At 71.6% G+C, this 22,378-nt stretch carries 19 protein-coding genes and 2 tRNA genes; 18 read left to right on the top strand and 3 right to left on the bottom strand.

All coding sequences use genetic code 11. The annotated features are described in order from the left end of the window. Positions 1-75: 75 nt before the first annotated feature. Entirely contained in the window at positions 76-1,248 is a 1,173-nt protein-coding gene (locus ACIP5M_RS30665; RefSeq protein WP_401202682.1) for a glycosyltransferase, read from the bottom strand. Beyond that, a complete protein-coding gene (locus tag ACIP5M_RS30660) occupies positions 1,245-4,124 on the bottom strand; it encodes a CDP-glycerol glycerophosphotransferase family protein (protein ID WP_401202681.1) in 2,880 nt (959 codons plus the stop codon). Before ACIP5M_RS30660 ends, ACIP5M_RS30665 begins: the two co-directional genes overlap by 4 nt. Before the next feature lie 158 nt (positions 4,125-4,282). On the opposite strand from ACIP5M_RS30660, the gene ACIP5M_RS30655 reads away from it, so the two are divergent. The 7 genes from ACIP5M_RS30655 (at position 4,283) to ACIP5M_RS30625 (ending at position 10,901) form a co-directional block, all read left to right on the top strand. Continuing rightward, entirely contained in the window at positions 4,283-5,350 is a 1,068-nt protein-coding gene (locus tag ACIP5M_RS30655) for a glycosyltransferase family 2 protein (RefSeq protein WP_401202680.1), read from the top strand. Further along, positions 5,347-5,778, top strand: coding sequence for a GtrA family protein (locus ACIP5M_RS30650; RefSeq protein WP_401202679.1), 432 nt, complete (start codon positions 5,347-5,349; stop codon positions 5,776-5,778). The genes ACIP5M_RS30655 and ACIP5M_RS30650 overlap by 4 nt, the downstream gene beginning before the upstream one ends. A gap of 75 nt (positions 5,779-5,853) precedes the next feature. Further along, on the top strand, positions 5,854-6,981 hold the full coding sequence (proB, locus tag ACIP5M_RS30645; RefSeq protein ID WP_401202677.1) for a glutamate 5-kinase: 1,128 nt from the start codon (positions 5,854-5,856) through the stop codon (positions 6,979-6,981). Positions 6,982-7,025: 44 nt separating this feature from the next. Beyond that, complete coding sequence (locus ACIP5M_RS30640; RefSeq protein WP_401202676.1) at positions 7,026-7,499, top strand: hypothetical protein; 474 nt, start codon at positions 7,026-7,028, stop codon at positions 7,497-7,499. A gap of 262 nt (positions 7,500-7,761) precedes the next feature. Then, positions 7,762-9,045 carry a glutamate-5-semialdehyde dehydrogenase gene (locus ACIP5M_RS30635; RefSeq protein ID WP_401202674.1) on the top strand — a complete coding sequence of 428 codons (1,284 nt, stop codon included), beginning with the start codon at positions 7,762-7,764 and terminating at the stop codon, positions 9,043-9,045. Between the two features lie 76 nt (positions 9,046-9,121). Beyond that, positions 9,122-9,685 carry a hypothetical protein gene (locus tag ACIP5M_RS30630; RefSeq protein WP_401202672.1) on the top strand — a complete coding sequence of 188 codons (564 nt, stop codon included), beginning with the start codon at positions 9,122-9,124 and terminating at the stop codon, positions 9,683-9,685. A gap of 67 nt (positions 9,686-9,752) precedes the next feature. Next, the gene (locus ACIP5M_RS30625; protein ID WP_401202670.1) at positions 9,753-10,901 is read left to right on the top strand and encodes a hypothetical protein; all 1,149 of its coding nucleotides are present in this window, start codon (positions 9,753-9,755) and stop codon (positions 10,899-10,901) included. On the opposite strand, the gene ACIP5M_RS30620 is transcribed toward ACIP5M_RS30625, so the two are convergent. Beyond that, positions 10,885-11,979, bottom strand: a complete 1,095-nt coding sequence (locus tag ACIP5M_RS30620; protein ID WP_401202669.1) for a M48 family metallopeptidase — start codon at positions 11,977-11,979, stop codon at positions 10,885-10,887. The genes ACIP5M_RS30625 and ACIP5M_RS30620 overlap by 17 nt on opposite strands. Positions 11,980-12,118: 139 nt before the next feature. On the opposite strand from ACIP5M_RS30620, the gene ACIP5M_RS30615 reads away from it, so the two are divergent. The 11 genes from ACIP5M_RS30615 (at position 12,119) to ACIP5M_RS30565 (ending at position 22,353) form a co-directional block, all read left to right on the top strand. Further along, complete coding sequence (locus ACIP5M_RS30615) at positions 12,119-12,286, top strand: hypothetical protein (RefSeq protein WP_382646447.1); 168 nt, start codon at positions 12,119-12,121, stop codon at positions 12,284-12,286. Between the two features lie 51 nt (positions 12,287-12,337). Next, positions 12,338-12,955, top strand: coding sequence for a nicotinate-nucleotide adenylyltransferase (gene nadD, locus ACIP5M_RS30610; protein ID WP_401202667.1), 618 nt, complete (start codon positions 12,338-12,340; stop codon positions 12,953-12,955). A gap of 24 nt (positions 12,956-12,979) precedes the next feature. Next, complete coding sequence (locus tag ACIP5M_RS30605) at positions 12,980-14,632, top strand: LCP family protein (RefSeq protein ID WP_401202666.1); 1,653 nt, start codon at positions 12,980-12,982, stop codon at positions 14,630-14,632. 108 nt (positions 14,633-14,740) lie between these two features. Next, positions 14,741-15,187: a ribosome silencing factor gene (gene rsfS / locus ACIP5M_RS30600; protein ID WP_215141872.1), complete on the top strand. Its 447-nt coding sequence runs from the start codon at positions 14,741-14,743 to the stop codon at positions 15,185-15,187. Next, complete coding sequence (locus ACIP5M_RS30595) at positions 15,184-15,840, top strand: histidine phosphatase family protein (RefSeq protein ID WP_401202768.1); 657 nt, start codon at positions 15,184-15,186, stop codon at positions 15,838-15,840. Before rsfS ends, ACIP5M_RS30595 begins: the two co-directional genes overlap by 4 nt. 123 nt (positions 15,841-15,963) lie before the next feature. Further along, a tRNA-Ala gene (locus ACIP5M_RS30590) sits at positions 15,964-16,036 on the top strand. 143 nt (positions 16,037-16,179) lie between these two features. Beyond that, entirely contained in the window at positions 16,180-16,413 is a 234-nt protein-coding gene (locus ACIP5M_RS30585; protein ID WP_008738908.1) for a hypothetical protein, read from the top strand. A 163-nt stretch (positions 16,414-16,576) separates the two neighbouring features. Beyond that, a tRNA-Ala gene (locus ACIP5M_RS30580) sits at positions 16,577-16,649 on the top strand. Positions 16,650-16,909: 260 nt separating this feature from the next. Continuing rightward, a complete protein-coding gene (gene leuS / locus ACIP5M_RS30575) occupies positions 16,910-19,780 on the top strand; it encodes a leucine--tRNA ligase (RefSeq protein ID WP_401202664.1) in 2,871 nt (956 codons plus the stop codon). 148 nt (positions 19,781-19,928) lie between these two features. Further along, positions 19,929-20,663 (top strand): hypothetical protein, encoded by a 735-nt coding sequence (locus ACIP5M_RS30570; protein WP_401202662.1) that lies wholly within the window; start codon positions 19,929-19,931, stop codon positions 20,661-20,663. Between the two features lie 844 nt (positions 20,664-21,507). Next, positions 21,508-22,353 carry a DegV family protein gene (locus ACIP5M_RS30565; RefSeq protein WP_401202660.1) on the top strand — a complete coding sequence of 282 codons (846 nt, stop codon included), beginning with the start codon at positions 21,508-21,510 and terminating at the stop codon, positions 22,351-22,353. Positions 22,354-22,378: the final 25 nt, after the last annotated feature.

Below are 22,378 nucleotides of genomic sequence, written 5' to 3'. Positions count from 1 at the left end.
GCTGCCGTGTGACGAAGCCGCCCGCCCCGGAGGGATCCGGGGCGGGCGGCTTCGTACGTACGGCGGTTTCGGCGGTCAGCGCTCCAGGAAGGAGAACAGGGTCTCCCACCGGTCGGTGATCTCGGCGCTGGAGTACCGCTTGACCGACTCGAAGGCGGCGTCGCCGAGCCCGTCCCGCAGCTCACGGTCCGACATGAGCGCGTCCAGGTGCCCGGCGAGCTCCATCGTGTTGCCCAGCCGGGCCAGCAGCCCGTCCTCGCCGTGCGTCACGATCTCCCGTACGCCCGGCGCGCAGTCGAAGGCGACCACCGGCAGGCCCGCCGCCATGGCCTCCAGCAGCGTGATCGGGAACCCCTCGGCCCGCGAGGCCTGTGCGAAGACCGAAGCCCCGCGCAGCGCGCCGAGCACGTCGCCGGTGCTGCCCATCCACTCCACGGAGTCGTCCAGCCCCAGCGAGGTGCAGTGCGCCCGCAGCGCCGGCTCCTCCAGGCCCGCCCCGTAGATCCGCAGGACCCAGTCGGGGTGGTGCGGGACGGCGTCCGCCCAGGCGTCGAGCAGCAGGTCGACGCCCTTCTCGAAGGCGAGGCGGCCGACGCTCGCGACGACCTTCTCGGTGCGCGGAGCGGGGGAGTCCGGCATGAAGGGCAGCGGGTTCGGCATGCTGCCGACGTTCTCCATGCCCGCCCGGATCCACAGGTCCGCGTCCTCGGCGGTCAGCACCAGCAGCCGGTCGACCTCCGCGTAGTGGCGGCGGACCCGCTCGCCGCGGGTGGACTTCTTGCTGGCCTCGAAGGACTCGTGGCTCATGCCGATGACGCTGAGCCCCTTGGTGTCGGCGAGCGCCACCCACTCCATCGCCCAGACCTGGGTGACGATGACCACGCCGCCCGGGCGCGCGCCGCGGAAGAGCTCGCTGAGCGTCTCCGCCTTGGCGCGCATCCCCGCCCGCCGGGCCGCCTGGCGGCGCCGCTCGGGCGCGTTCAGCCGACCCTTGATGCCGCGCAGCCGGCGGGCCGCCGGCGGGTGGGTCTCGTAGAGGGTGGTCACCTCGTACGGCAGGCCCTGCGGCAGCTCCTGGCGGATCTCCTCGGCGACCGGGGCGATGCCGACGATGTGCACCCGGTGCCCGCGGTCGGTGAACAGCCGGGCCATCTGGTGCGACCAGGTGGTCACGCCGCCGAGCTCGTCGACGTTGTTGGAGACGATGAAGATGTCACGGCCGCCCGGGGTGGCGGTCTGCTGGCTCACTTGCCGCTCCTGGTGAAGAACTTCTCGACGATCTGGCGGGCCGCGTCCCCGCGGTCGTACTCGCCGAACTCGGTCAGGAAGCGCTGGCGCGCCTCCGCGTACTTGACGTCCGCCTCCTCGAAGGCGGCCAGGGCCTGGAGGAGCTCGTCCGCCGTGGCCACCACCGGGCCCGGGGCCTTCTCCTTCAGGTCGAAGTACGTGCCGCGGATGTCGGTGGCGTACTCCTCGTAGTCGTACGCGAAGAACAGCATCGGCCGGTCCAGGACCGCGTAGTCGAACATCACGGACGAGTAGTCGGTGATCAGTCCGTCGGCGAGGGCCAGCAGCGGGGTGATGTCGTGGTGCCGGGACACGTCGATGACGCGGCCCGCGACCGACGGCGGCAGCGAGACGCTGTTGAGGTAGTGGGTCCGCACCAGCAGCGTGAAGCGGTCACCGAGCCGGTCGGCGAACTCCTCCACGTCGAAGGGGAAGGTGAAGCCCTCGACCGAGCCGTCCGCGCCGGCCCGGAAGGTCGGCGCGTACAGCAGCACCTTCGTCGCCGGGTCGATGCCGAGTTCGGCCGCCAGCGGGCCGCGGACCCGCTCGCCGCTCTGGGCCTCGCTCCGGTGGGCCTCCACCAGGGCGTCGTTGCGCGGGTAGCCCGTGCGCAGCAGCACCTCGTCGCGCAGCCGGAAGGCCTTGGCGAGGGTCCGGGTGTCGTGCTCGGAGCGGATCAGGAAGTGGTCGAAGCGGTCGATGGCCGCCTGGAACTTGTCCTGGCCCGCGCGGCCCTGCGCCTTGGTACGCGGCTCGTGGAAGCCCATCCGCTTGAGCGCGGAGCCGTGCCAGGTCTGGATGTACGTGGTCCCAGGGCGCTTGGCGAGGGCCAGCGGGAAGCCCTGGTTGTCGACCCAGAACTCGGCCTGAGCCAGCGCGCGCAGATAGGCCCAGCCCCAGCGCCGCACCAACGTGGCCTCCTTGGGGAAGCCGGTGGGCTTGCCGCCCGCGTACGACCAGATCGCCTCGAAGGGCGCGCCCTGGCGCACCATCTCCTCGTAGATCGCCTTCGGGCTGTCGCTGTACTGCTTGCCCATGTGGCTCTCGAAGACGACCGTGCCCTTCTTGATCGGCAGCTTCGAGAAGACCTCGTGGTAGATCTTGACCTTCTGCTCGCCGGAGCCCATGTTCCGGCGGGCCCGCAGGGCCTTGCGCAGGCCCCGCTTGACCACGTTGGCAGCCTTGCCCTGTATGGCGTTGTTGAGCAGGCTCTGGGTGCGGACGGCGGCGGCGCTCTCGGCGGTCAGGACGTACGAGAGGTTGCCCTTCTTGGTCACCTCCGGCTCGAACCGGTCGGAGACCAGCCGGGTCAGCCGCGGTCGCACGCGCAGCCGGGCCGCCGAATCCAGGTCCACGCCGCCGACCGAGACGCGGGTGGTGACCCGGTCGCCGCCGGCGGTCAGCTTCAGCCGGACGTCCCAGACGGCGTCGATGATGCCGAGGGGACGGACGGTGCCGCCGACGTCGGCCGTAGCGGTCCACTCGATCGTGTCACCGGCGTGCCGCACGGTTGCCACCGGGAAGCTGAACGAGCGCACGCCGATCTGCCGGCGGGCCCGGAACTCCAGGGAGGCCTTCAGCTCCGCGTCCGGGGCGATCCGGCCGAGCGGATTGACGACGGCGCCGGACAGCGTGACCGTGCCGCGCCCGTCGTCCTCGTACGAGGTGAGGCGGTTGCCGAGCTGCAGGGAGCCGAGCGGGGTGGTGTGGAAGCCCTGCTCCGTGACGTCCAGTATCCGGCGGGCCTCGTCGCCGTCCGGGCCGTCGATGTGGCGGGCGCACCAGTAGACGCGCCCGTCCCGCTCGGCGAGCGGCGAGGAGAGCCGGCCCTTGTTGGTCATCGCGTCGGCGGCCGGGAGCAGGTTGTCCCAGTCCTCCTTGCCCAGCAGGTAGGCGCAGATCGCCTGGAGGTACGTGACGTTCTCGTACGCGGCCGGATCGATCCCGGCGAGGTAGCCGTTGGCGAGGCGGGCGAACTCCTGGCGGTACTCGTCGCTCAGCAACGGCAGGTCGCGCAGGTGCAGGACCAGGTCGTGCTTGAGGAACTTGGCGTCCTTCGCGGACTTGATGTCCGTGTGCCCCTTGGCGGCCAGCAGCTGGTCGACGCGGCGGTGGATCTCCATCCGGTGGACGAAGTTCGCGATCTCGTGGCGCCGGTTGCTGATCGACTTGGACGCGGCCTTCTCGACGACGTTCCAGAAGTAGACGTGGTTCGGGATCAGCGTGATGCGGCGGGCCGCGACGTACGCCTGCGCGGAGAACAGCAGGTCCTCGTAGTGGATCCCGACCGGGAACTCCAGGCCCTGCTCCAGCAGGAACGCGCGCCGGTAGCACTTGTTCGTGGAGAGGGTGTCGTAGACCAGCAGGTCGGGGAATTCGGTGATCGACTCCAGGGTGCGCGTGCGCGAGTAGATCCACGGGTACCACTCGGTGGTCTTGCCCCACCGGTTGTCGAGGTGCACGCGCACGCACATGCCCGACACCAGGTCGGAGCCGGTGCGCTCGGCGGCGTCGAGCATGTTCCGGCAGGCGTTGCGCTCCAGGACGTCGTCGCTGTCCAGGAACATGACGTAGGTGCCGGTGGCCTGCTGGATGCCGTGGTTGCGGGGCGCGCCGCAGCCGCCGCTGTTCTCGGGCAGCCGGAAGGCGCGCACCCTGCCCGGGTGGGCGGCCTCCAGCTCCTGGGCGACCGCGTACGAGCGGTCCTGGCTGCAGTCGTCGACGATCACAACCTCGACCCCGTGCAGGGTCTGGTCCAAAACCGACTGGACTGCTGTCGACAGACGCTCTGCGTCGTTGTAGACGATGACGACCACGGAGACGTCAGGCACGTGCACCTCGATCCCTTCGCTTCATTCCGCTTATCCCGTCAAAGCTACCGTGTGCCGCACTCGACTCGGGCAGGCCGACCCTCGGCGTGCATACTTCTAAGGAAGAGGTGAGTGGCGGGTCCGGTCGCCGATAATCACCCGTTCGGACCCAGCAGGAAGTGTTCATGACGAAGCTGTCCGTAGTCGTCCCTTGCTACAACGAAGAAGCCGTGATCGACAGCTTCGACGTGGAGATCCGCAGGGTCCTGGACGCCCTGCCCGTCGAGTACGAGGTCTGTTACGTCGACGACGGGAGCCGCGACGGCACCCTCGACAAGCTCCGCAAGATCGCCGCCGAGCACGGCGAGCGCACCCGCTACGTCTCCTTCAGCCGCAATTTCGGCAAGGAAGCGGGCATGCTCGCGGGCCTCCGCGAGGCCACCGGCGACGCGGTGGTGATCATGGACGCGGACCTCCAGCACCCGCCGGAGCTCATCGCGACCATGCTCGACTACCACCGGCAGGGCCACGACCAGATCATCGCCCGCCGCACGCGCGAGGGCGACAAGAAGGTCCGCTCCGCGCTCAGCCGCCTCTACTACCGCGGCGTGAACCGCTGGGTCGACGTCGAACTCACCGACGGTGTCGGCGACTTCCGCCTCCTCTCGCGCCCGGCCGTGGACGCGCTGCTCTCGCTGCCGGAGTACAACCGCTTCTCCAAGGGCCTCTTCTCCTGGATCGGCTTCGACACCGTCCACTTCGACTACCGCAACGCCCAGCGCGAGGCCGGCGAGACGAAGTGGAAGTTCGGCTCGCTGCTGAACTACGCCATGGACGGCCTGATCTCCTTCAACAACCGGCCGCTGCGCATCGGGATCTGGCTCGGCGTGTCGCTGGTCGCCCTGACCGGCCTGTACGCCCTGTGGATCACGATCGTGGCGATGACCAACGGCGTCGAGTCGCCGGGCTACGTCACCCTCGTGGCACTGATCGCCGGCATCGGCGGCGTTCAGATGATCATGCTGGGTCTGATCGGCGAATACATCGGCCGTATCTACTACGAGACCAAGCGAAGGCCGCACTTCCTGGTGAAGGAGGCCCACGGCGCCGATCCGCTGGCGCGGGCCCGGCGGGCCGAAGCGGTGGCGGGCGCGAGCATCGCGGAGCGCGGCCCGGAGCGGGAACTCGCCCCGGAGCCCGGGTCCCCGTCCCCGTCCGAGCCCCAGCGCAGCGGCCGCGGCAGCACCCGATGAGCCGCAGGGAACAGCTCGGCCAGATCTTCCGCTTCGCCCTCGTGGGCGGCGTCAACACCGCCACCTTCTTCGGCATCTACCTGCTCCTGCACCCGTGGATGCCGTACTTCGCCGCCTACTCGCTCGCCTTCGTGCTGGCGATGGTCGGCTCGTTCTTCATGAACACCTACTTCACCTACCGGACCCGGCCGACCTGGAAGAAGTTCGTCCTCTTCCCGCTGACGAACGTCACGAACTACGTGATCCAGTCGGTCGGCCTCTACGTCCTGGTGACCTGGGTCGGGATGGACACCCGGATCGCCCCGCTGGTCGCCGCGATCGTGGCCATCCCCTTCACCTTCCTGCTCTCGCGCAAGATCCTCGTCCCCGGGGCCGCCGCCCGGGCCGAGGAGCCCCAGCCCACGGAGGCCGGGTCGTCCAGGGGCTGAAACCCCCGGGCGGCCGCCGCGGCCCACCCCGTAGATTGAGACGGCAGCAATCCGGCAAGGGGCAAGGGGTAAGACGTGTCAGCCGCTAGGCAAGGTGTCGTGGACGCCCGCAGGATCGTGGTCAAGGTCGGCTCCTCCTCCCTGACCACCGCGGCCGGCGGCCTCGACGCCGACCGGGTGGACGCGCTGGTCGACGTCCTGGCCAAGGCCCGAAGCGGCGGGGAGAAGGAGATCGTCCTCGTCTCCAGCGGAGCCATCGCCGCCGGACTGTCCCCGCTCGGCCTGCGCCGCCGCCCCAAGGACCTGGCCCGGCAGCAGGCCGCCGCCAGCGTCGGCCAGGGACTGCTCGTCGCCCGCTACACCGCCTCCTTCGCGCGCTACGGCGTCCGCGTGGGCCAGGTGCTCCTCACCACCGACGACACCAGCCGCCGGGCCCACTACCGCAACGCGTACCGCACCCTTGACCAGCTGCTGGCCATGGGGGCGCTGCCCGTCGTGAACGAGAACGACACCGTCGCCACCGACGAGATCCGCTTCGGCGACAACGACCGCCTCGCCGCCCTGGTCGCCCACCTGGTCCGCGCCGACCTCCTCGTCCTCCTCTCGGACGTGGACGGCCTCTACGACGGCGACCCCTCGCTGCCCGGGACCACCCGCATCGACGAGGTCCGCGGCCCCGAGGACATCGCGCACGTCTCCATCGGCAGCGCGGGCAAGGCGGGCGTGGGCACCGGCGGAATGGTCACCAAGGTCGAGGCGGCGCGGATCGCCGCCGCCGCCGGGATCCCCGTGGTGCTCACCTCCGCGAGCCAGGCCGCCGACGCGCTGGCCGGGCGGGCCACGGGCACGCACTTCCACGCGACGGGCCGGCGCTCGGCGGACCGGCTGCTGTGGCTCCAGCACGCCTCCACCCCCCAGGGACACCTCGTACTCGACGAGGGGGCCGTACGCGCGGTCACCGAGCGCGGCAGCTCGCTGCTCGCGGCGGGCATCGCGGCGGTCGAGGGCGAGTTCACGGCGGGCGACCCGGTGGAACTGCGCGACACCTCGGGCCGGGCCGTGGCGCGCGGACTGGTCAACTTCGACGCCAAGGAACTGCCGCAGCTGCTGGGCCGTTCCACGCGTGATCTCGCGCGGGAACTCGGACCCGCGTACGAACGGGAGGTCGTCCACCGGGACGATCTCGTCCTGCTCCAGGGCTGAGGTTCGGCAAAACCGCCGCGCGGCGGGCCGGGGACTGGTCAACTGTGAGGGGCGGACACCCGCGGCGGACACCCGCGGCGGAGACGAGGAGGCGACTGGTGAGACGAGCGCTGACCAGCGTCGGTCCGGGCGACGGTGCGGGTGACGGCGGCGGTGGCGGAGACGACCGGGACGAGACCTCCCGCCTCTGGCACGTGACCCTGAGCGTCTCCGGCAAGCCGGCGCCGCTGTCCGAGGTGCGGCGGGGGCTGGAGCAACTGGCCCACGACCACCCCTTCCTGCTGACCAGCCGGTACGCCGACGACCACGCGGAGATCCGCTACTGGGAGGAGGCCCGCGACCTCCACGACGCGGCGGCCGTCGCCCTGCGGCTCTGGGGCGAACACCGCTCCTCGGCGCAGCTCCCGCCGTGGGAGATCGTCGGCCTGGAGGTCATCGACCGCGCCACCTACCACCAACGGGTGGCGGAGGGCTACGGCCTACCCCCCGCCCACCCGGTGGGCGTCCACCCGTACTGAACGTGGCAAGATCCAGCCCCTCCGGCGTTTGAGGAGCGGGGTACGGGGCGGAGCCCCGATCCTGAAGCCGCACCCGCGAACCCAGGGACCCACATCCAGCCCCGCCCGCGTTTGGGGCGGCTCCGGGCAGCGCCCGGGGAACGGCGGAAGGGCGGGTAGGGGACCAGCCCCGCGCAGCGGCACCCGCAGGCCCGGCCGGAGGCCGTCTCGCGGGGTGGAAAGGGCGTCGGCCGGGGGCTGCCCGGGGACTACCCTGGGCGGCATGACCTCGCTCGACGACGCCACCGCCACCTCGCCCGTCCTCGCCACCGCGGCAGCGGCCCGCACCGCGGCCGCCGCCCTCGCGCCACTCCCGCGGTCCGCCAAGGACACCGCGCTGCTGGCGATCGCGGACGCGCTGGAGGCCCGTACGGCCGAGATCATCGCGGCCAACGCCGTCGACACGGACAAGGCCCGCGCCGCCGGTACGAGCGAGACCGTCATCGACCGCCTCACCCTCACCCCCGAGCGCATCGCCGCCATCGCCTCCGACGTGCGCGACGTCGCCGCCCTCCCCGACCCCGTCGGTGAGGTCGTCCGCGGCAACACCCTTCCCAACGGCATCGACATCCGGCAGATCCGCGTCCCCCTCGGCGTCGTCGGCATCATCTACGAGGCCCGCCCCAACGTCACCGTCGACGCCGCCGCCCTCTGCCTGAAGTCCGGCAACGCGGTCCTGCTCCGCGGCAGCTCCTCCGCGTACGCGTCCAACACCGCGCTCGTGGCCATCCTGCGCGACGCCGTCGAGAGCGCCGGCCTGCCCGCCGACGCGGTCCAGCTCGTCCCCGGCGAGTCCCGTGACTCCGTCCGCGAGCTGATGCGCGCCCGCGGCCTCGTCGACGTGCTCATCCCGCGCGGCGGCGCCTCGCTCATCAAGACCGTGGTCGAGGAGTCCACCGTTCCGGTCATCGAAACCGGTACCGGCAACTGCCACGTCTACGTCGACGCCCAGGCCGACCTGGACATGGCCGTGGACATCCTCATCAACTCCAAGGCCCAGCGGCCCTCCGTCTGCAACGCCGCCGAGACGCTACTCGTCCACCGCGACATCGCCGACGCCTTCCTGCCGCGCGCCCTCGACGCCCTCGCCGACGCCGGCGTGACGGTCCACGGCGACGCCCGGGTCCTGGCCGCCGCCGAGGGCGGCAAGGCCACCACCCTGCCCGCCACCGACGAGGACTGGGCCGCCGAGTACCTCTCCTACGACATCGCCGCCGGCGTCGTCGACTCCCTCGACGAGGCCGTCGCCCACATCCGCCGCTGGACCTCCGGCCACACCGAGGCGATCGTCACCACCTCGCAGGCCGCCGCCCGCCGCTTCACCCAGCTGGTCGACTCGACCACGGTCGCCGTGAACGCGTCCACCCGGTTCACCGACGGTGGTCAGTTCGGCTTCGGCGCCGAGATCGGGATCTCCACGCAGAAGCTGCACGCCCGGGGCCCGATGGGCCTTCCCGAGCTGACCTCCACCAAGTACATCGTCACCGGCGACGGTCACGTGAGGTAGTCGGAGCCTGAACACGGTGTGGCCGGATTCGGCTCACACCCTGCCCAAAGCGGCCCCCCAGGTCTACGCTGGTCCTGTGCCGGACGACGTGGGGGGCAAGCCGTTCCCGGACGACGGGACCCCCGAAGACCATGCAGACGACCGCGGAGGCGCGGACAAGGACTTCGCCTCCGTGGTGTTCGACGAGGACTTCGTCCGGAACGCCGAGATCCACGAACCGAGCGCCGCCGAGCGCCAGCGGGCGGCCGACCGGGCGCGCGCCGAGGCGGAAGCCGCCCGCGCCGTCGCCGGCGGCTGGACCGGCGAGGACGACTACGACGGCTACGGTTACGGCCACCCCGACGGGTACGGCTCCGACGACCACGGCTGGGAGCAGGACCGCGGCCACGGCTACTCCGACGGACCGTACGGGGCCTACGGCGGCAGCCTGCGCCCCTACCGCGGCCGCGCGCCCTGGCTGCGTCCCGTCGCCTGGGTGCTCGCCTTCGTGATGGGTCTCGGCATGGTCGCGCTCGCTTTCAGCGCCGTCTACCGCAGCGCCGCGGGCGAGGCGGATCCCGCCCCCGCGCCCGCCAGCACCCCCCTGCGGGAAGTCACCGGCGTCGGCGCGTTTACGTACCCCTCCGGCCGCCAACCCTGAAGGTACGACCCCACTCGCTTACGTTGGAGGTGGGGGCTTCTCTGAAGCGGGGACAGCGGGAGAAGCGATGGCCGTGCCAGGAGATCCACCCAGCGGCACCCCCGATGGCATCGGAGGGGGCGACGACGAATTCCGTGCGGACGAATTCCGGTCGGTGGTGTTCGACGAGGACTTCGTGCGGGCCGCCCGGCTCCAGGAGTACTCCGCGCAGGAGCGCATGGGTGAGCACGCCCGCGCCGTACGCAGCCGGTCGATCTGGTCATCGGGCGGCGCATCGGCCTCCCGCACCGGCACTCCCGGCCGCGGCGCCCGCCAGGGCATGCTCCTCGTGCTGCTCATCGCCACCGCCTTCGCCGCCGCCGTCTACATGGGGCTGCGCAACCCCTACGTGCCCCCGGCGGGCGGCCCGGCCCAGCCCCTGGCCAGCACCGTCGTCCCCCTCGCGCCCGCCGCCGCCGTGCCCGGCGGGCGGCCCGCCGACCTGTACGCGACGAGCCCCGCCGCCGACTTCCGCGTCGGGGCGTCCGGGATCGCCCTGCCCGCCGTGCGGCGCACCCAGCACTTCACCGACGGGCAGGTCGTCACCGCGCTGTCCATCGCCAAGGACTACCTCGTGCAGTCCTCGCTGGACCCCGACGTCCTGGCCGGGACGGCCTCCCGGCCCGTGCGGGTGCTGCTCGACCCCGACCAGCTGGCGCAGTTCGACCGCAGCATGAGCGCCCCCGTCGGCGACGGCGCGCACGCCGCCACCGGCTGGCTGGTCCGCTTCGACCCGGGCACCGCCGTCCTCGCCGACTCCCGGGTCCGGGTCGGCGGCACCCTCTCCGTCGCGGAGGTCACCCCGAACGTGCTGGAAGTGACCACCGACCACACCTTCGTGTACGCCGTACGCCCCGCCACCGGAGCCCCCGCCGCGGCCGACGGCGCCTCGCTCTTCACCGTCCGCCGCGAGCTGCGGCTGCGCTTCGACCGGGAGGACCTCGCCGCCCGGCGGGCGGAGCTGGCCTCGGCCTACGTGATGGCCGGGCCGCAGGACTGCTCCGCCGACCCGGCCGGAGGCTTCCGCCCCGCCCTGGCCGGCGCCGGACCGACCACCGTGGGCCCGGCCGCGAGCGACCCGTACGCCGTCGGCCACCCGCGGCGCGCGGCCGGGCTGTGCGGCGTCCTGGCCCAGCCCGCGACCCCGACGGGCACCCCGGTCAGCCCTGCTCCGTAGCCCCGCCACCGCCCTTGCCCTCGGCGCCCGGGCCGCCGCCCGCGGCGGGCCCCGAGCCGGCACCGGTGAACCTGTCGCGGAGCTTGCCGCCCAGGTCGCCCGCCCCGCCGGCGATGTCACCCACCAGCTTCATCAGCGGATCCTTGCTGGTGCGCACCGAATCGGCGTAGTGCGCGGCCGATTCCCGGAAGGAGTCGGTCACCGAGGTGTCCTTGTCCTCGTCCCGCCGCGGGTAGTGGCCGGCCATGATCCGCTGGAAATCGCGGCTCTCCGCCCACTTCTTCAGCTCGGCCGCCCGCACCGTGGTGAAGGGATGCGTCCGCGGCAGCATGTTGAGGATCTTCAGTACGGAGTCGCGCAGATCGCCGCTCGCCTCGTACTCCTCGGCCTGGGCCAGGAAGGCGTCCACGTTCATCTCGTGGAGGTGGTTGCCGCCCGCGATCTTCATCAGCCCCCGCATCGAGGCCTGCACGTCCTGCCCCACCAGCAGCCCGGCCCGGTCCGCCGACAGCTCCGACTTGCGGAACCACTCCCGCAGGGCCGTGACGATCGCCATGATCGCCATGTTGCCCAGGGGGATCCAGGCCACCTTCAGCGCCAGGTTCGTCAGGAACAGCAGGATCGTGCGGTACACCGAGTGCCCCGACAGCGCGTGGCCCACCTCGTGGCCCACCACCGCCCGCATCTCCTCCTCGTCAAGCAGCTCGACGAGGGCCGTGGTCACCACGATGATCGGCTCGTCCATGCCGATGCACATGGCATTGGGCTTCGGGTCCTGCTGGACGTACATCTGCGGGACCTTCTCCAGGTCCAGGATGTAGCAGGCGTCGCGGAGCATCGCGTACAGGTGCGGGAACTGCGTCTCGCCCACCCGCACGGAGTCCGACAGGAACAGCAGCCGCAGGCTGCGCTCCGGGAGCAGCCCGCTCAGGGCCTTGAACACGGTGTCGAAGCCGCTCAGCTTCCGCAGCGCGACCAGCGCCGAGCGGTCCGCCGGATGCTCGTACGTCCGCGAGGAAATGCCGGGGAACCTCCTGCGGTCCCGCGCCGGTGCCTGTCCGAACCCTGTCTCCGTCATTGCGCCCTCCCCTGGATCGACCTGACCGCTCTGCGTCTATCCTCTCCAACGCCTGAGTCGGCGCGAGCGTGCCCCAGGCCCCCGCATACGATGTGAGCGAAGTCTCCGCCCGCTCCCCGACTCGATAGGTACCTGCCTGATGAGCCTCTCCTCCACCGCCCACAACCTGGTCGTCCTCGCCTCGGAGGGGGCCGAGCAGCACGGCGGCAACCACGACAGCCTCAACCCCTACCTGACCGGCGGCGGCGCCCTCTTCATCCTCTGCCTGATGCTCTGGATCACCACGCGCCTGAACCGTGACCGCTAGGCCCCGTCCGACCGCAGTGCACGCGCCACCGGGCCAGTAGGCTCTGCGCTCATGGGAGAGCAGGAAATGCCTACCGGCCCGGTCAAGCGCCGGCTCGGCGTGATGGGCGGGACATTCGACCCGATCCACCACGGACACCTGGTGGCCGCCAGCGAGGTCGCCGCCCTTTTCCACCTCGACGAGGTGGTGTTCGTACCGACCGGCGAGCCGTGGCAGAAGTCGCAGCGGGCCGTGTCGCCCGCCGAGGACCGCTACCTGATGACGGTCATCGCCACGGCCTCGAACCCGCAGTTCTCGGTCAGCCGCATCGACATCGACCGTGGCGGACCGACGTACACCATCGATACCCTGCGGGACCTGAAGGCGCTGAACGACGACGCCGACCTGTTCTTCATCACGGGCGCCGACGCGCTCGCCCAGATCCTGACCTGGCGAAACGCCGACGAGCTCTTCTCGCTCGCCCATTTCATCGGAGTCACCCGGCCGGGTCATGTGCTCACCGACGACGGCCTGCCCAAGGGCGGGGTGTCCCTGGTCGAGGTGCCCGCGCTGGCGATTTCCTCCACGGACTGCCGCGCACGGGTCGCCGAGGGGGATCCTGTCTGGTACTTGGTGCCGGACGGCGTGGTGCGCTACATCGACAAGCGTGAGCTGTACCGGGGAGCCTGAGCTTCCGGAGAGAGGGGCCCCGCGGTGAACGACCGACAGGATCCGTACGACCGGTACGATCCGCACGCCGCCCACGAGCAGCAGCTCATCGGCTACGACGCGTACGGACGGCCGGTGTACGGCCAGGTGCCCGCGCAGTCCGCCCCCCAGTACGAGCAGTACCAGCAGCCGTACGAGCCGCAGCAGCAGTACGGCTACGAGCAACAGCAGCAGTACTACGCGCCGCAGCCCGCCCCCCAGCAGTACGCCCAGCCGCCGGCCTACGGGTACGACACGCAGCAGACCCAGCAGTGGATCCCGCAGCAGACCGCACCGGAGCCGCCGCAGCCCGAGCCGCAGCCCGACCGGCAGCAGCCTCAGCCCGACCGACAGCAGCCGGCCGGGGCGCACGTCCCCGAGCCGCGCAGGGCGTCCGACTACCGCACCGAGCAGTTCTCCTTCATCGAGGAGCCGGACGAGGACTCCGAGGACGTCATCGACTGGCTCAAGTTCACCGAGAGCCGGACCGAGCGCCGCGAGGAAGCCCGCCGCCGCGGCCGCAACCGCGTGGTCGCGCTGATCGTCGTCCTCGCCCTGTTCGTCGTCGGCGGTCTCGGCTACCTCTGGTACGCGGGCAAGCTGCCCTTCCTCGAGGGTCCGGGGGAGAAGCAGACCGGTGCCACCGCCGACGCCGGCGCGCAGAAGCGGGACATGATCGTCGTCCACCTGCACAACACCAAGAAGGGCGGCACCTCCTCGGCGCTGCTCGTCGACAACGTCACCGCGAAGCAGGGCGCCACCGTCCTGCTGCCCAACGCCCTCGCGGTCCCCTCCCAGGACGGCACCTCCAGCGGCCTCGGCAAGGCGGTGGAGGAGGGCGGCCTCGGCACCCGCGAGTCCCTCGACTCGGTGCTCGGCACCCACATCGGCGGCACCTGGCGCCTGGACACCCCCTTCCTGGAGAACCTGGTCGAGCTGGTCGGCGGCATCGAGGTCGACACCGACACCGCGGTCCCCGCCGACGACGCGGCCAAGGCCCCGGCCGTCGCCCAGGGCCAGAAGCAGAGCCTGAGCGGCGCGATGGCCGTCGCCTACGCCACCCACCACCCCCAGGGCGAACCGGAGGCCAAGCAGCTGGACCGCATGGGCAAGGTGCTCTACGCCGTCCTGCGCAAGGTGCCCGCCGACCCGAAGGCGGCAGCCGTCACCGTGGAGAGCATGGGCCAGATCCTCGACCCGGCCCTGAACGCCCAGACCCTCGGCGCACTGCTGTCCCGTCTCGGCGCCCACGCCAAGGTGGGCGCGTACCGCACCGACCTCCTCGCGGTGAAGCCGGACGGGACGCTGACGGACGACGCCACCCAGAAGGTCGTCAAGGAGGTCCTCGGCGGTTCGGTCGCGGCGGCGCAGCCCGGCGCCGCCCCGCGCGTCGGCCTCAAGGACGCCACCGGCGACGAGAAGACGCAGGTCGCGGCCAAGGCGGCCCTGCTGAACGGCGGCTACACCTTCGTGGAGGGCGGCAAGGCGGACAAGACCGCCGCCACCTCGCAGATCACGTACCAGGACGACGCGCAGCGGGACCGGGCGATCGAGGTCGCCAAGACGCTGGGGCTGCCGGAGACGGTCGTGAAGAAGGGCGAGAACGCGGTGAACGCCGAGGTCGTGGTGATCCTGGGCAAGGACTACAAACCCTCCTGACCAGGCCCCGGGGAGCATCGTCGCCCGCGCGGAACGTTCCGCGCGGGCGGTGTCGGCGGTACATGAGACCCTTGTAAGGATCTGCCCGCCAACCCGAAAGCATGGCCAGTGACCGCCACGGACCGCTCCATCGAGCTCATCACCACCGCTGCCCAGGCAGCGGCCGACCGGCTCGCGCACGACATCATCGCGTACGACGTCAGCGACGTGCTGTCGATCACCGACGCCTTCCTGCTCGCCTCCGCGCCCAACGACCGCCAGGTCAAGTCGATCGTGGACGAGATCGAGGAGCGCCTGCTCAAGGAGCTCGGCGCCAAGCCGGTGCGCCGCGAGGGCGACCGCGACGCCCGCTGGATCCTGCTCGACTACGTCGACATCGTCGTCCACGTGCAGCACAGCGAGGAGCGGGTCTTCTACGCGCTGGAGCGCCTGTGGAAGGACTGCCCCGAGATCGAGCTGCCCGAGGACGCCAAGCTCACCATCGGCAAGGCCGAGGAGCACGCCAAGCTGCGCGAGGCGGCGGGCGACGACGAGCTGGACGGTGATCTGTTCTGAGCACGACCGCCAGCGGAAAGACCGGCCGGAAGATCGTCCTCTGGCGACACGGCCAGACCTCGTGGAACCTGGAGCGCCGCTTCCAGGGCTCCACGGACATCGAGCTGACCGAGACCGGTGTGGCGCAGGCGCGCCGCTCGGCCCGGCTGCTCGCCTCGCTGAAGCCGGACGCCATCGTCGCCTCCGACCTGCGGCGCGCCTCCGCCACGGCCGCCGAGCTGGCCGCCGTCACGGGGCTGCCCGTGGCGCACGACCAGGCGCTGCGCGAGACCTACGCCGGAGAGTGGCAGGGCCTCACGCACGACGAGATCGTCGCGAAGTACGCAGAGCAGTACGCGGCGTGGAAGCGCGGCGAGCCGGTCCGCCGGGGCGGCGGCGAGCTGGAGACCGAGGTCGCCGACCGCGCGGCGCCGGTCGTGCTGGAGCACGCCGGCCGGCTGCCGGAGGGCGGCACGCTCGTCGTGGTCAGCCACGGCGGCACGATCCGTACGACCATCGGCCGCCTGCTGGGCCTGGAGGCGTACAACTGGGAGAGCCTGGGCGGGCTCTCCAACTGCTGCTGGTCCGTCCTCGGCGAGGGCGCGCGCGGCTGGCGTCTCATGGAGCACAACGCCGGCACGCTGCCGGAACCGGTGCTCGGCGACGACGACTGAGCGGCTCCCGACCGCTCCCCGCCGGGGCTGCCACCCGGATTTCACTTTCCGGCTGGTCACAGGCTAGAGTTCTTCTTGTTCGCAGCGCAGAACACCGGAAACGGGGGGAGCGCGGTGGAGAGCGGGGCTATAGCTCAGTTGGTAGAGCGCCTGCATGGCATGCAGGAGGTCAGGAGTTCAATTCTCCTTAGCTCCACAATCAGGATCCCGTCCCCAACAGGGGGCGGGATCCTTGCTTTTGTCCCCTTTGCGTTTGCTGACCGGGCCCGCACCGGCATGGCAGAATCGGACCGCCGGAGGGGGAGACGACGGCCCGATGCGGGAGGGAGTCGCTGACGGATGGGTGCACACCGGCGCCGGTGCGACTGGTGCAACAACGGCACGCCGATCGTGCGGGACATGGACCCGGTCAACCCCGACTACCAGTACTGGTGCGAGGAATGCGCGCGGGCGCTGATCATAAAAGGCGACCCGATCGAAACGTACCGCGAGCTGGAGGGGGAGCCGATCTATGGCCGGCTGCTCGACGAGCACTGCACGCTGAAGCGGTTCTACCAGTTCGCGAGAGCGTGACTGCGTGGCGGCGTGACGGCGCAATGTCGTGACGAGATGGGTCAAATCGGGCATGGCTCGGGGCTGACGGAAACCGATTTTTGGACCAGGGCCATGACCGTGTAATGTTTGGGACGTCGCCAAGGGGAACCGGCAAGGGAAACCGAAGCGGCAAGCAGGGCAAGGGGCTATAGCTCAGTTGGTAGAGCGCCTGCATGGCATGCAGGAGGTCAGGAGTTCAATTCTCCTTAGCTCCACAGTGAAGAAGAAGCGGGCCACCCGGATCGGGTGGCCCGCTTCTCGTTGTGCTCGGCCCTCGGAACGGCTGAGCGCCCGCGGGGGCCGCTGCGGTACCCTGACGCCATGCGTGCCGTACGCCTTCTGCTTATCGAGCCGCGCTGATCAGTGCCGACCCTTCGAGACGGTCGGCATCGGCGCGGCGTCCCCTCCTGTGCGAGGGGTTTTTTCGTTTGGGCAGGCAGAGACGGCAGAGACGATCGATGGAGCTTCAGGAATCATGAGCGAGACGAACACCCCGGCCCCCGAGGCGGCCGAGGCGCACCGTTACACGGCTGCCATGGCCGCCGACATCGAGGCACGCTGGCAGGACGTATGGGACGCGCAGGGCACCTACGAGGCCCCGAACCCCACCGGTGACCTGGCCGGGGACGCCGCGGTCGTCGCACGGCCCAAGAAGTTCATCATGGACATGTTCCCGTACCCTTCCGGTGCGGGGCTGCACGTCGGCCACCCGCTCGGGTACATCGCCACCGACGTCTTCGCCCGTCACCAGCGGATGACCGGCCACAACGTCCTGCACACCCTGGGCTTCGACGCCTTCGGCCTGCCGGCCGAGCAGTACGCCGTGCAGACCGGCACGCACCCGCGCGTGTCGACCGAGGCGAACATCGAGAACATGAAGGTCCAGCTGCGCCGGCTGGGCCTGGGCCACGACAAGCGCCGCTCGTTCGCGACGATCGACCCGGACTACTACAAGTGGACCCAGTGGATCTTCCTGCAGATCTACAACTCCTGGTACGACGCGGACGCGAAGAAGGCCCGCCCGATCGCCGAGCTGGTCGCCGCCTTCGAGAACGGCACCCGTGAGGTCCCCGGCGGCCGCTCCTGGGCCGGTCTGACCGCGGGCGAGCGGGCCGACGTACTGAACGGGTACCGGCTGGCGTACGCCTCCGACGCGCCCGTGAACTGGTGCCCCGGGCTGGGCACCGTACTGGCCAACGAGGAGGTCACCGCGGACGGCCGGTCCGAGCGCGGCAACTTCCCGGTCTTCAAGTCGCGCCTGAGCCAGTGGAACATGCGCATCACCGCGTACGCCGACCGGCTGCTGGACGACCTGGACGAGCTGGACTGGCCCGAGGCGATCAAGCTGCAGCAGCGGAACTGGATCGGCCGCAGCGAGGGCGCGCGCGTCGACTTCGCGCTGGGCGACGAGGCCGTCACCGTCTTCACCACCCGACCCGACACCCTGTTCGGCGCGACCTACATGGTCCTGGCGCCCGAGCACCCGCTGGTCGAGAAGTTCATCCCGGCCGCCTGGCCCGAGGGCACCCACGACGTATGGACCGGCGGGCACGCCACCCCGGCCGAGGCCGTCGCGGCGTACCGCAAGCAGGCCTCCTCGAAGTCGGACGTCGAGCGGCAGGCCGAGGCCAAGGACAAGACCGGTGTCTTCACCGGCGAGTACGCGGTCAACCCGGTCAGCGGCGAGAAGGTCCCGGTCTTCATCGCCGACTACGTGCTGATGGGCTACGGCACCGGTGCGATCATGGCCGTCCCCGCGCACGACGCCCGCGACTTCGAGTTCGCGCGCGCCTTCGAGCTGCCGATGCGCTGCGTCGTCCAGCCGTCGGACGGGCGCGGCACCGACCCCTCGACGTGGGACGACGCCTTCGTGTCGTACGACGCCAAGCTGGTCAACTCCACCGGCGAGGGCATCTCGCTGGACGGCCTGGGCGTCGTCGAGGCCAAGGCCGCGATCACCGACTGGCTGACCGAGCGCGGCATCGGCGAGGGCACCGTCAACTTCCGCCTGCGCGACTGGCTGTTCAGCCGCCAGCGCTACTGGGGCGAGCCCTTCCCGATCGTCTACGACGAGGACGGCGTGGCGCACCCGCTGCCCGAGTCGATGCTGCCGCTGGAGCTGCCGGAGGTCGAGGACTACTCGCCGCGCACCTTCGAGCCGGACGACGCCGCCTCGAAGCCCGAGACCCCGCTGTCCCGCAACGAGGCGTGGGTCAACGTGGAGCTGGACCTGGGCGACGGCCGGGGCGTCCGGTCCTTCCGGCGCGAGACCAACACCATGCCCAACTGGGCCGGTTCCTGCTGGTACGAGCTGCGCTACCTGGACCCGAACAACTCTTCGGCGCTGGTCGACCCGGCCGTCGAGCAGTACTGGATGGGCCCGCGCGAGGGCGCCCCGCACGGCGGTGTCGACCTGTACGTGGGCGGCGCCGAGCACGCGGTGCTGCACCTGCTGTACGCGCGCTTCTGGTCCAAGGTGCTGTTCGACCTGGGCCACGTGTCGTCGGCGGAGCCGTTCCACAAGCTGTTCAACCAGGGCATGATCCAGGCGTACGCCTACACCGACGAGCGCGGCGTGTACGTCCCGGCGGCGGAGGTCGAGGAGCGCGACGGCGGCTACTTCTACCAGGGCCGGCCGGTCAAGCGTGAGCACGGCAAGATGGGCAAGTCCCTGAAGAACGCCGTCACCCCGGACGAGATCTGCGAGGAGTACGGCGCGGACACCCTGCGCCTGTACGAGATGGCGATGGGCCCGCTGGACGTCTCCCGGCCCTGGGACACGCGGGCCGTGGTCGGCCAGTACCGGCTGCTGCAGCGCCTGTGGCGCAACATCGTGGACGAGGAGACGGGCGCCGTCACCGTCGTCGACGGCGAGCCGGGCGAGGACACCCTGCGCGCGCTGCACAAGGCGATCGACGGGGCCGGCGCGGACATGGCGGGCCTGCGGTTCAACACCGCGATCGCCAAGATCACGGAGCTGAACAACTTCCTGACCAAGGCGGGCCGCCCGCTGGAGCGCTCGGTCGCCGAGCGGCTGGTCCTGCTGGTCGCCCCGCTGGCCCCGCACATCGCGGAGGAGCTGTGGCACCGCCTGGGCCACCGCGAGTCGGTCGTCCACCAGGACTTCCCGGTCGCGGACCCGGCGTACGTCGTGGACGAGAGCGTGACGTGCGTCGTGCAGGTCAAGGGCAAGGTCAAGGCGCGCCTGGAGGTGTCGCCGACGATCTCGGAGGCGGAGCTGGAGCAGCTGGCCGTGACCGATGAGGGTGTCGTCGCGGCGCTGGGCGGCGCGGAGATCCGCAAGGTGATCGTGCGTGCGCCGAAGCTGGTGAACATCGTCATCTGATGTCCCGGATCTGACGCCGGTGCCCCCATGGGGGCATCCCATGGGGGACATCCCGTACGGGCAGGTTGGGGGTTCGATTGGAACCCCTGGCCTGCTCGTGGCGTTTACGGTGGAGGGGAAGAGCTGACGCCTGGGGAAAGGGGCCACCATGGAGGCCGCGTTGATCATCTTCGCGCTGATGTTGCTGGCCTTCGTCGGCCTCGGCGCGTACCTCACGGTCAAGGCGGTGGGCGCGGCCAAGCGGGGCGTGGAGCGCACGGTCGTGCAGGCGCGGCGCACGGTGGAGGACACCACCCTGCGGGCCAAGAGCCTCGGCCAGATCGGGGTGGTGAGCGCGCTGGCCCAGCTGCGCCTGGACCTGCGGACGTCGATGCGGGCCACGCAGCAGGCCCTGTCCGAGGGCGCGCGGACGGACGCCTCGCTGCGCGAGTCTCTGGGGCTGTTCGAGCGGCTGAGCGCACACGGGCAGGAGTTGGACGCGGAGCTCAAGCGGCTGGAGCAGGAGCCGGACCGGCGGCGCACCGCCGAACTCCTGCCGGAGCTGCGGGAGCGCACGGCCCAGATCACCAAAGCCGCGGACTCCCTGCGCTGGGCGGCCCGGGACCGGGCCCGCCGCTTCGCGGAGGACGACCTGTCCGCGTTGTCGGAACAGATCGAGATGGAATCCGGGGCCTTGCGGGACTGGTCCCGCGAATCGGTGGACGACCTGGCGGCGGCGGCAGCCGCCTGGGACGCGACCCAGCCGGCCACCCCGCCGCAGACCCCGCCCGCCGCTCAGCAGCCGCAGCAGCAGCCGCAGCAACGGCCCGCGGCCCTGAACCCGGCGCCCCCGGCGACGCCGTACCCCTGGCAGAAAACCCCCCGACCGGAGAGCGCGGGCTGAGGGGGCCGGTGTTCCCGCCGGGGCTGGTGGGTGCGCGCTTTGGGTTTTCGGGGGCGGAGCCTTCGCGGGGGTCCGGCGTGGGACTCGCCCGGACTGCGTGGGCCGGGGCGGGCTGCCGTCAGTTCCGGGGCGGAGCCCCGGCGTGGGGCGGGGCCGGCCCCGCGCTGGGCCAGGGACGCGGCCGGGGCTAGGCATGCGCCCGGCCTGCCCGGGCGCCGGAGCCGCCGTTAATTGTGCGGCGGAGCCACGGCTTGGGAGCGGGTCCGGCCCCGCGCCGGGCCAGGCACGCGGCCCGGGCCGGGCATGGGGCCGGCCCGGACCCCGGAGCTGCTGCGTTAATTTCGGGGCGGAGCCACGGCTTGGGGGCGGGTCCGGCCCCGCGCCGGGCCAGGGACGCGGCACGGGCCGGGCATGGGGCCGGCCCGGACCGGAGCTGCCGTTAATTTCGGGGCGGAGCCACGGCACGGGGCGGGGCCGGCCCGGCGCCGTGTCAGGGACGCGGCACGGGCCGGGCATTGGCCGGCGGTCGGTCGGCCCGGGCGCCGGAGCTGCCGTCAGTTCCGGGGCGGAGCCCAGGCAGGGGGGGCCGGGGGAGAGCCCCCCGGTTTCGGGAAGGGGCGGGGTGGGGGAGAGCCCCGCAGGGCCAAGCCACCGCCCCGGCTCGCCGCCTGGCGCCACGGCTGCCGTAGGCTCTGACCGCCCGCCGTGAGGGGCGTACCGGCGCCCCGGGCCAGGCACGCGGCCCGCGGTCGGCCCCGCCGGGGACGGGCAGGCGGCGCGGTCGATGCACCGGCACGGGGGCCCAGGCTGCCGTCGCACCCCCACTGGCGGTAACCTCCGCCTCATGTCCCGCCATGTCGCCATCGTCACCGATTCCACGGCCTACCTGCCCCAACCGGCCATGGCGCGGCACGGAATCACCGCCGTCCCGCTCACCGTCGTACTGGGCGGCGAGGCGCTGGAGGAGGGCACCGAGATCTCTGCGCGCAGCCTGGCCCTGGCCCTGCAGAAGCGCCGGTCGGTCACCACCTCCCGCCCCGGCCCGGAGGAGTTCGTACGGGCCTACCAGGCGGCCGTGGACGCCGGTGCGGCCGCCATCGTGAGCCTGCACCTGTCCGCGGAGTTCTCCGGGACGTACGACGCCGCCGTGGTCGCCGCCAGGACCGCGCCCGTACCCGTACGCGTCGTGGACACCGGCATGGTGGCCATGGCCCTCGGCTTCTGCGCGCTCGCCGCCGCCGAGGCCGCCGAGGCGGGCGGTTCCGCCGACGAGGCCGTGGCCGCCGCCGAGAAGCGGGCCGCGGACATGTCCGCGTACTTCTACGTTGACACCCTCGACTACCTCCGCCGCGGCGGACGGATCGGGGCCGCGCAGGCCCTCCTCGGCTCCGCCCTGGCCGTGAAGCCGCTGCTCACGCTGGAGGGCGGCCGGATCGAGATGCTGGAGAAGGTGCGTACGGCCTCCAAGGCCATCGCCCGCCTGGAGGAGTTGGCGGTCGAGCGCGCGGGGTCGGGCAGTGTCGACGTGGCCGTGCACCACCTGGCGGCACCGGAGCGGGCCGAGAAGCTCGCCCAGCGGTTGCGGGAGCGCATCCCCGGGCTGGTCGAGCTGCACGTCAGCGAGGTCGGCGCGGTGATCGGCGCGCACACCGGGCCGGGGCTGCTGGCGGCGGTCGTCTCTCCCCGCTGATCACCGGAACGGGTGACCCGGTTAT

It is taken from the genome of Streptomyces sp. NPDC088762, assembly GCF_044750905.1.
Taxonomy (GTDB): Bacteria; Actinomycetota; Actinomycetes; order Streptomycetales; family Streptomycetaceae; genus Streptomyces.
Note: the sequence above shows the minus strand (reverse complement) of the source record. Positions and strands in the feature narration are given on the sequence as shown.

Bases quoted from the DNA above. Each gene is read 5' to 3' on its own strand.
- ACIP5M_RS30655 (WP_401202680.1), top strand. From the start codon at position 4,283: ATGACGAAGCTGTCCGTAGTCGTCCCTTGCTACAACGAAGAAGCCGTG.
- ACIP5M_RS30650 (WP_401202679.1), top strand. From the start codon at position 5,347: ATGAGCCGCAGGGAACAGCTCGGCCAGATCTTCCGCTTCGCCCTCGTG.
- ACIP5M_RS30635 (WP_401202674.1), top strand. From the start codon at position 7,762: ATGACCTCGCTCGACGACGCCACCGCCACCTCGCCCGTCCTCGCCACC.
- ACIP5M_RS30625 (WP_401202670.1), top strand. From the start codon at position 9,753: ATGGCCGTGCCAGGAGATCCACCCAGCGGCACCCCCGATGGCATCGGA.
- ACIP5M_RS30620 (WP_401202669.1), bottom strand. From the start codon at position 11,979: ATGACGGAGACAGGGTTCGGACAGGCACCGGCGCGGGACCGCAGGAGG.
- ACIP5M_RS30615 (WP_382646447.1), top strand. From the start codon at position 12,119: ATGAGCCTCTCCTCCACCGCCCACAACCTGGTCGTCCTCGCCTCGGAG.
- nadD (WP_401202667.1), top strand. From the start codon at position 12,338: ATGGGAGAGCAGGAAATGCCTACCGGCCCGGTCAAGCGCCGGCTCGGC.
- ACIP5M_RS30585 (WP_008738908.1), top strand. From the start codon at position 16,180: ATGGGTGCACACCGGCGCCGGTGCGACTGGTGCAACAACGGCACGCCG.
- leuS (WP_401202664.1), top strand. From the start codon at position 16,910: ATGAGCGAGACGAACACCCCGGCCCCCGAGGCGGCCGAGGCGCACCGT.
- ACIP5M_RS30570 (WP_401202662.1), top strand. From the start codon at position 19,929: ATGGAGGCCGCGTTGATCATCTTCGCGCTGATGTTGCTGGCCTTCGTC.
- ACIP5M_RS30565 (WP_401202660.1), top strand. From the start codon at position 21,508: ATGTCCCGCCATGTCGCCATCGTCACCGATTCCACGGCCTACCTGCCC.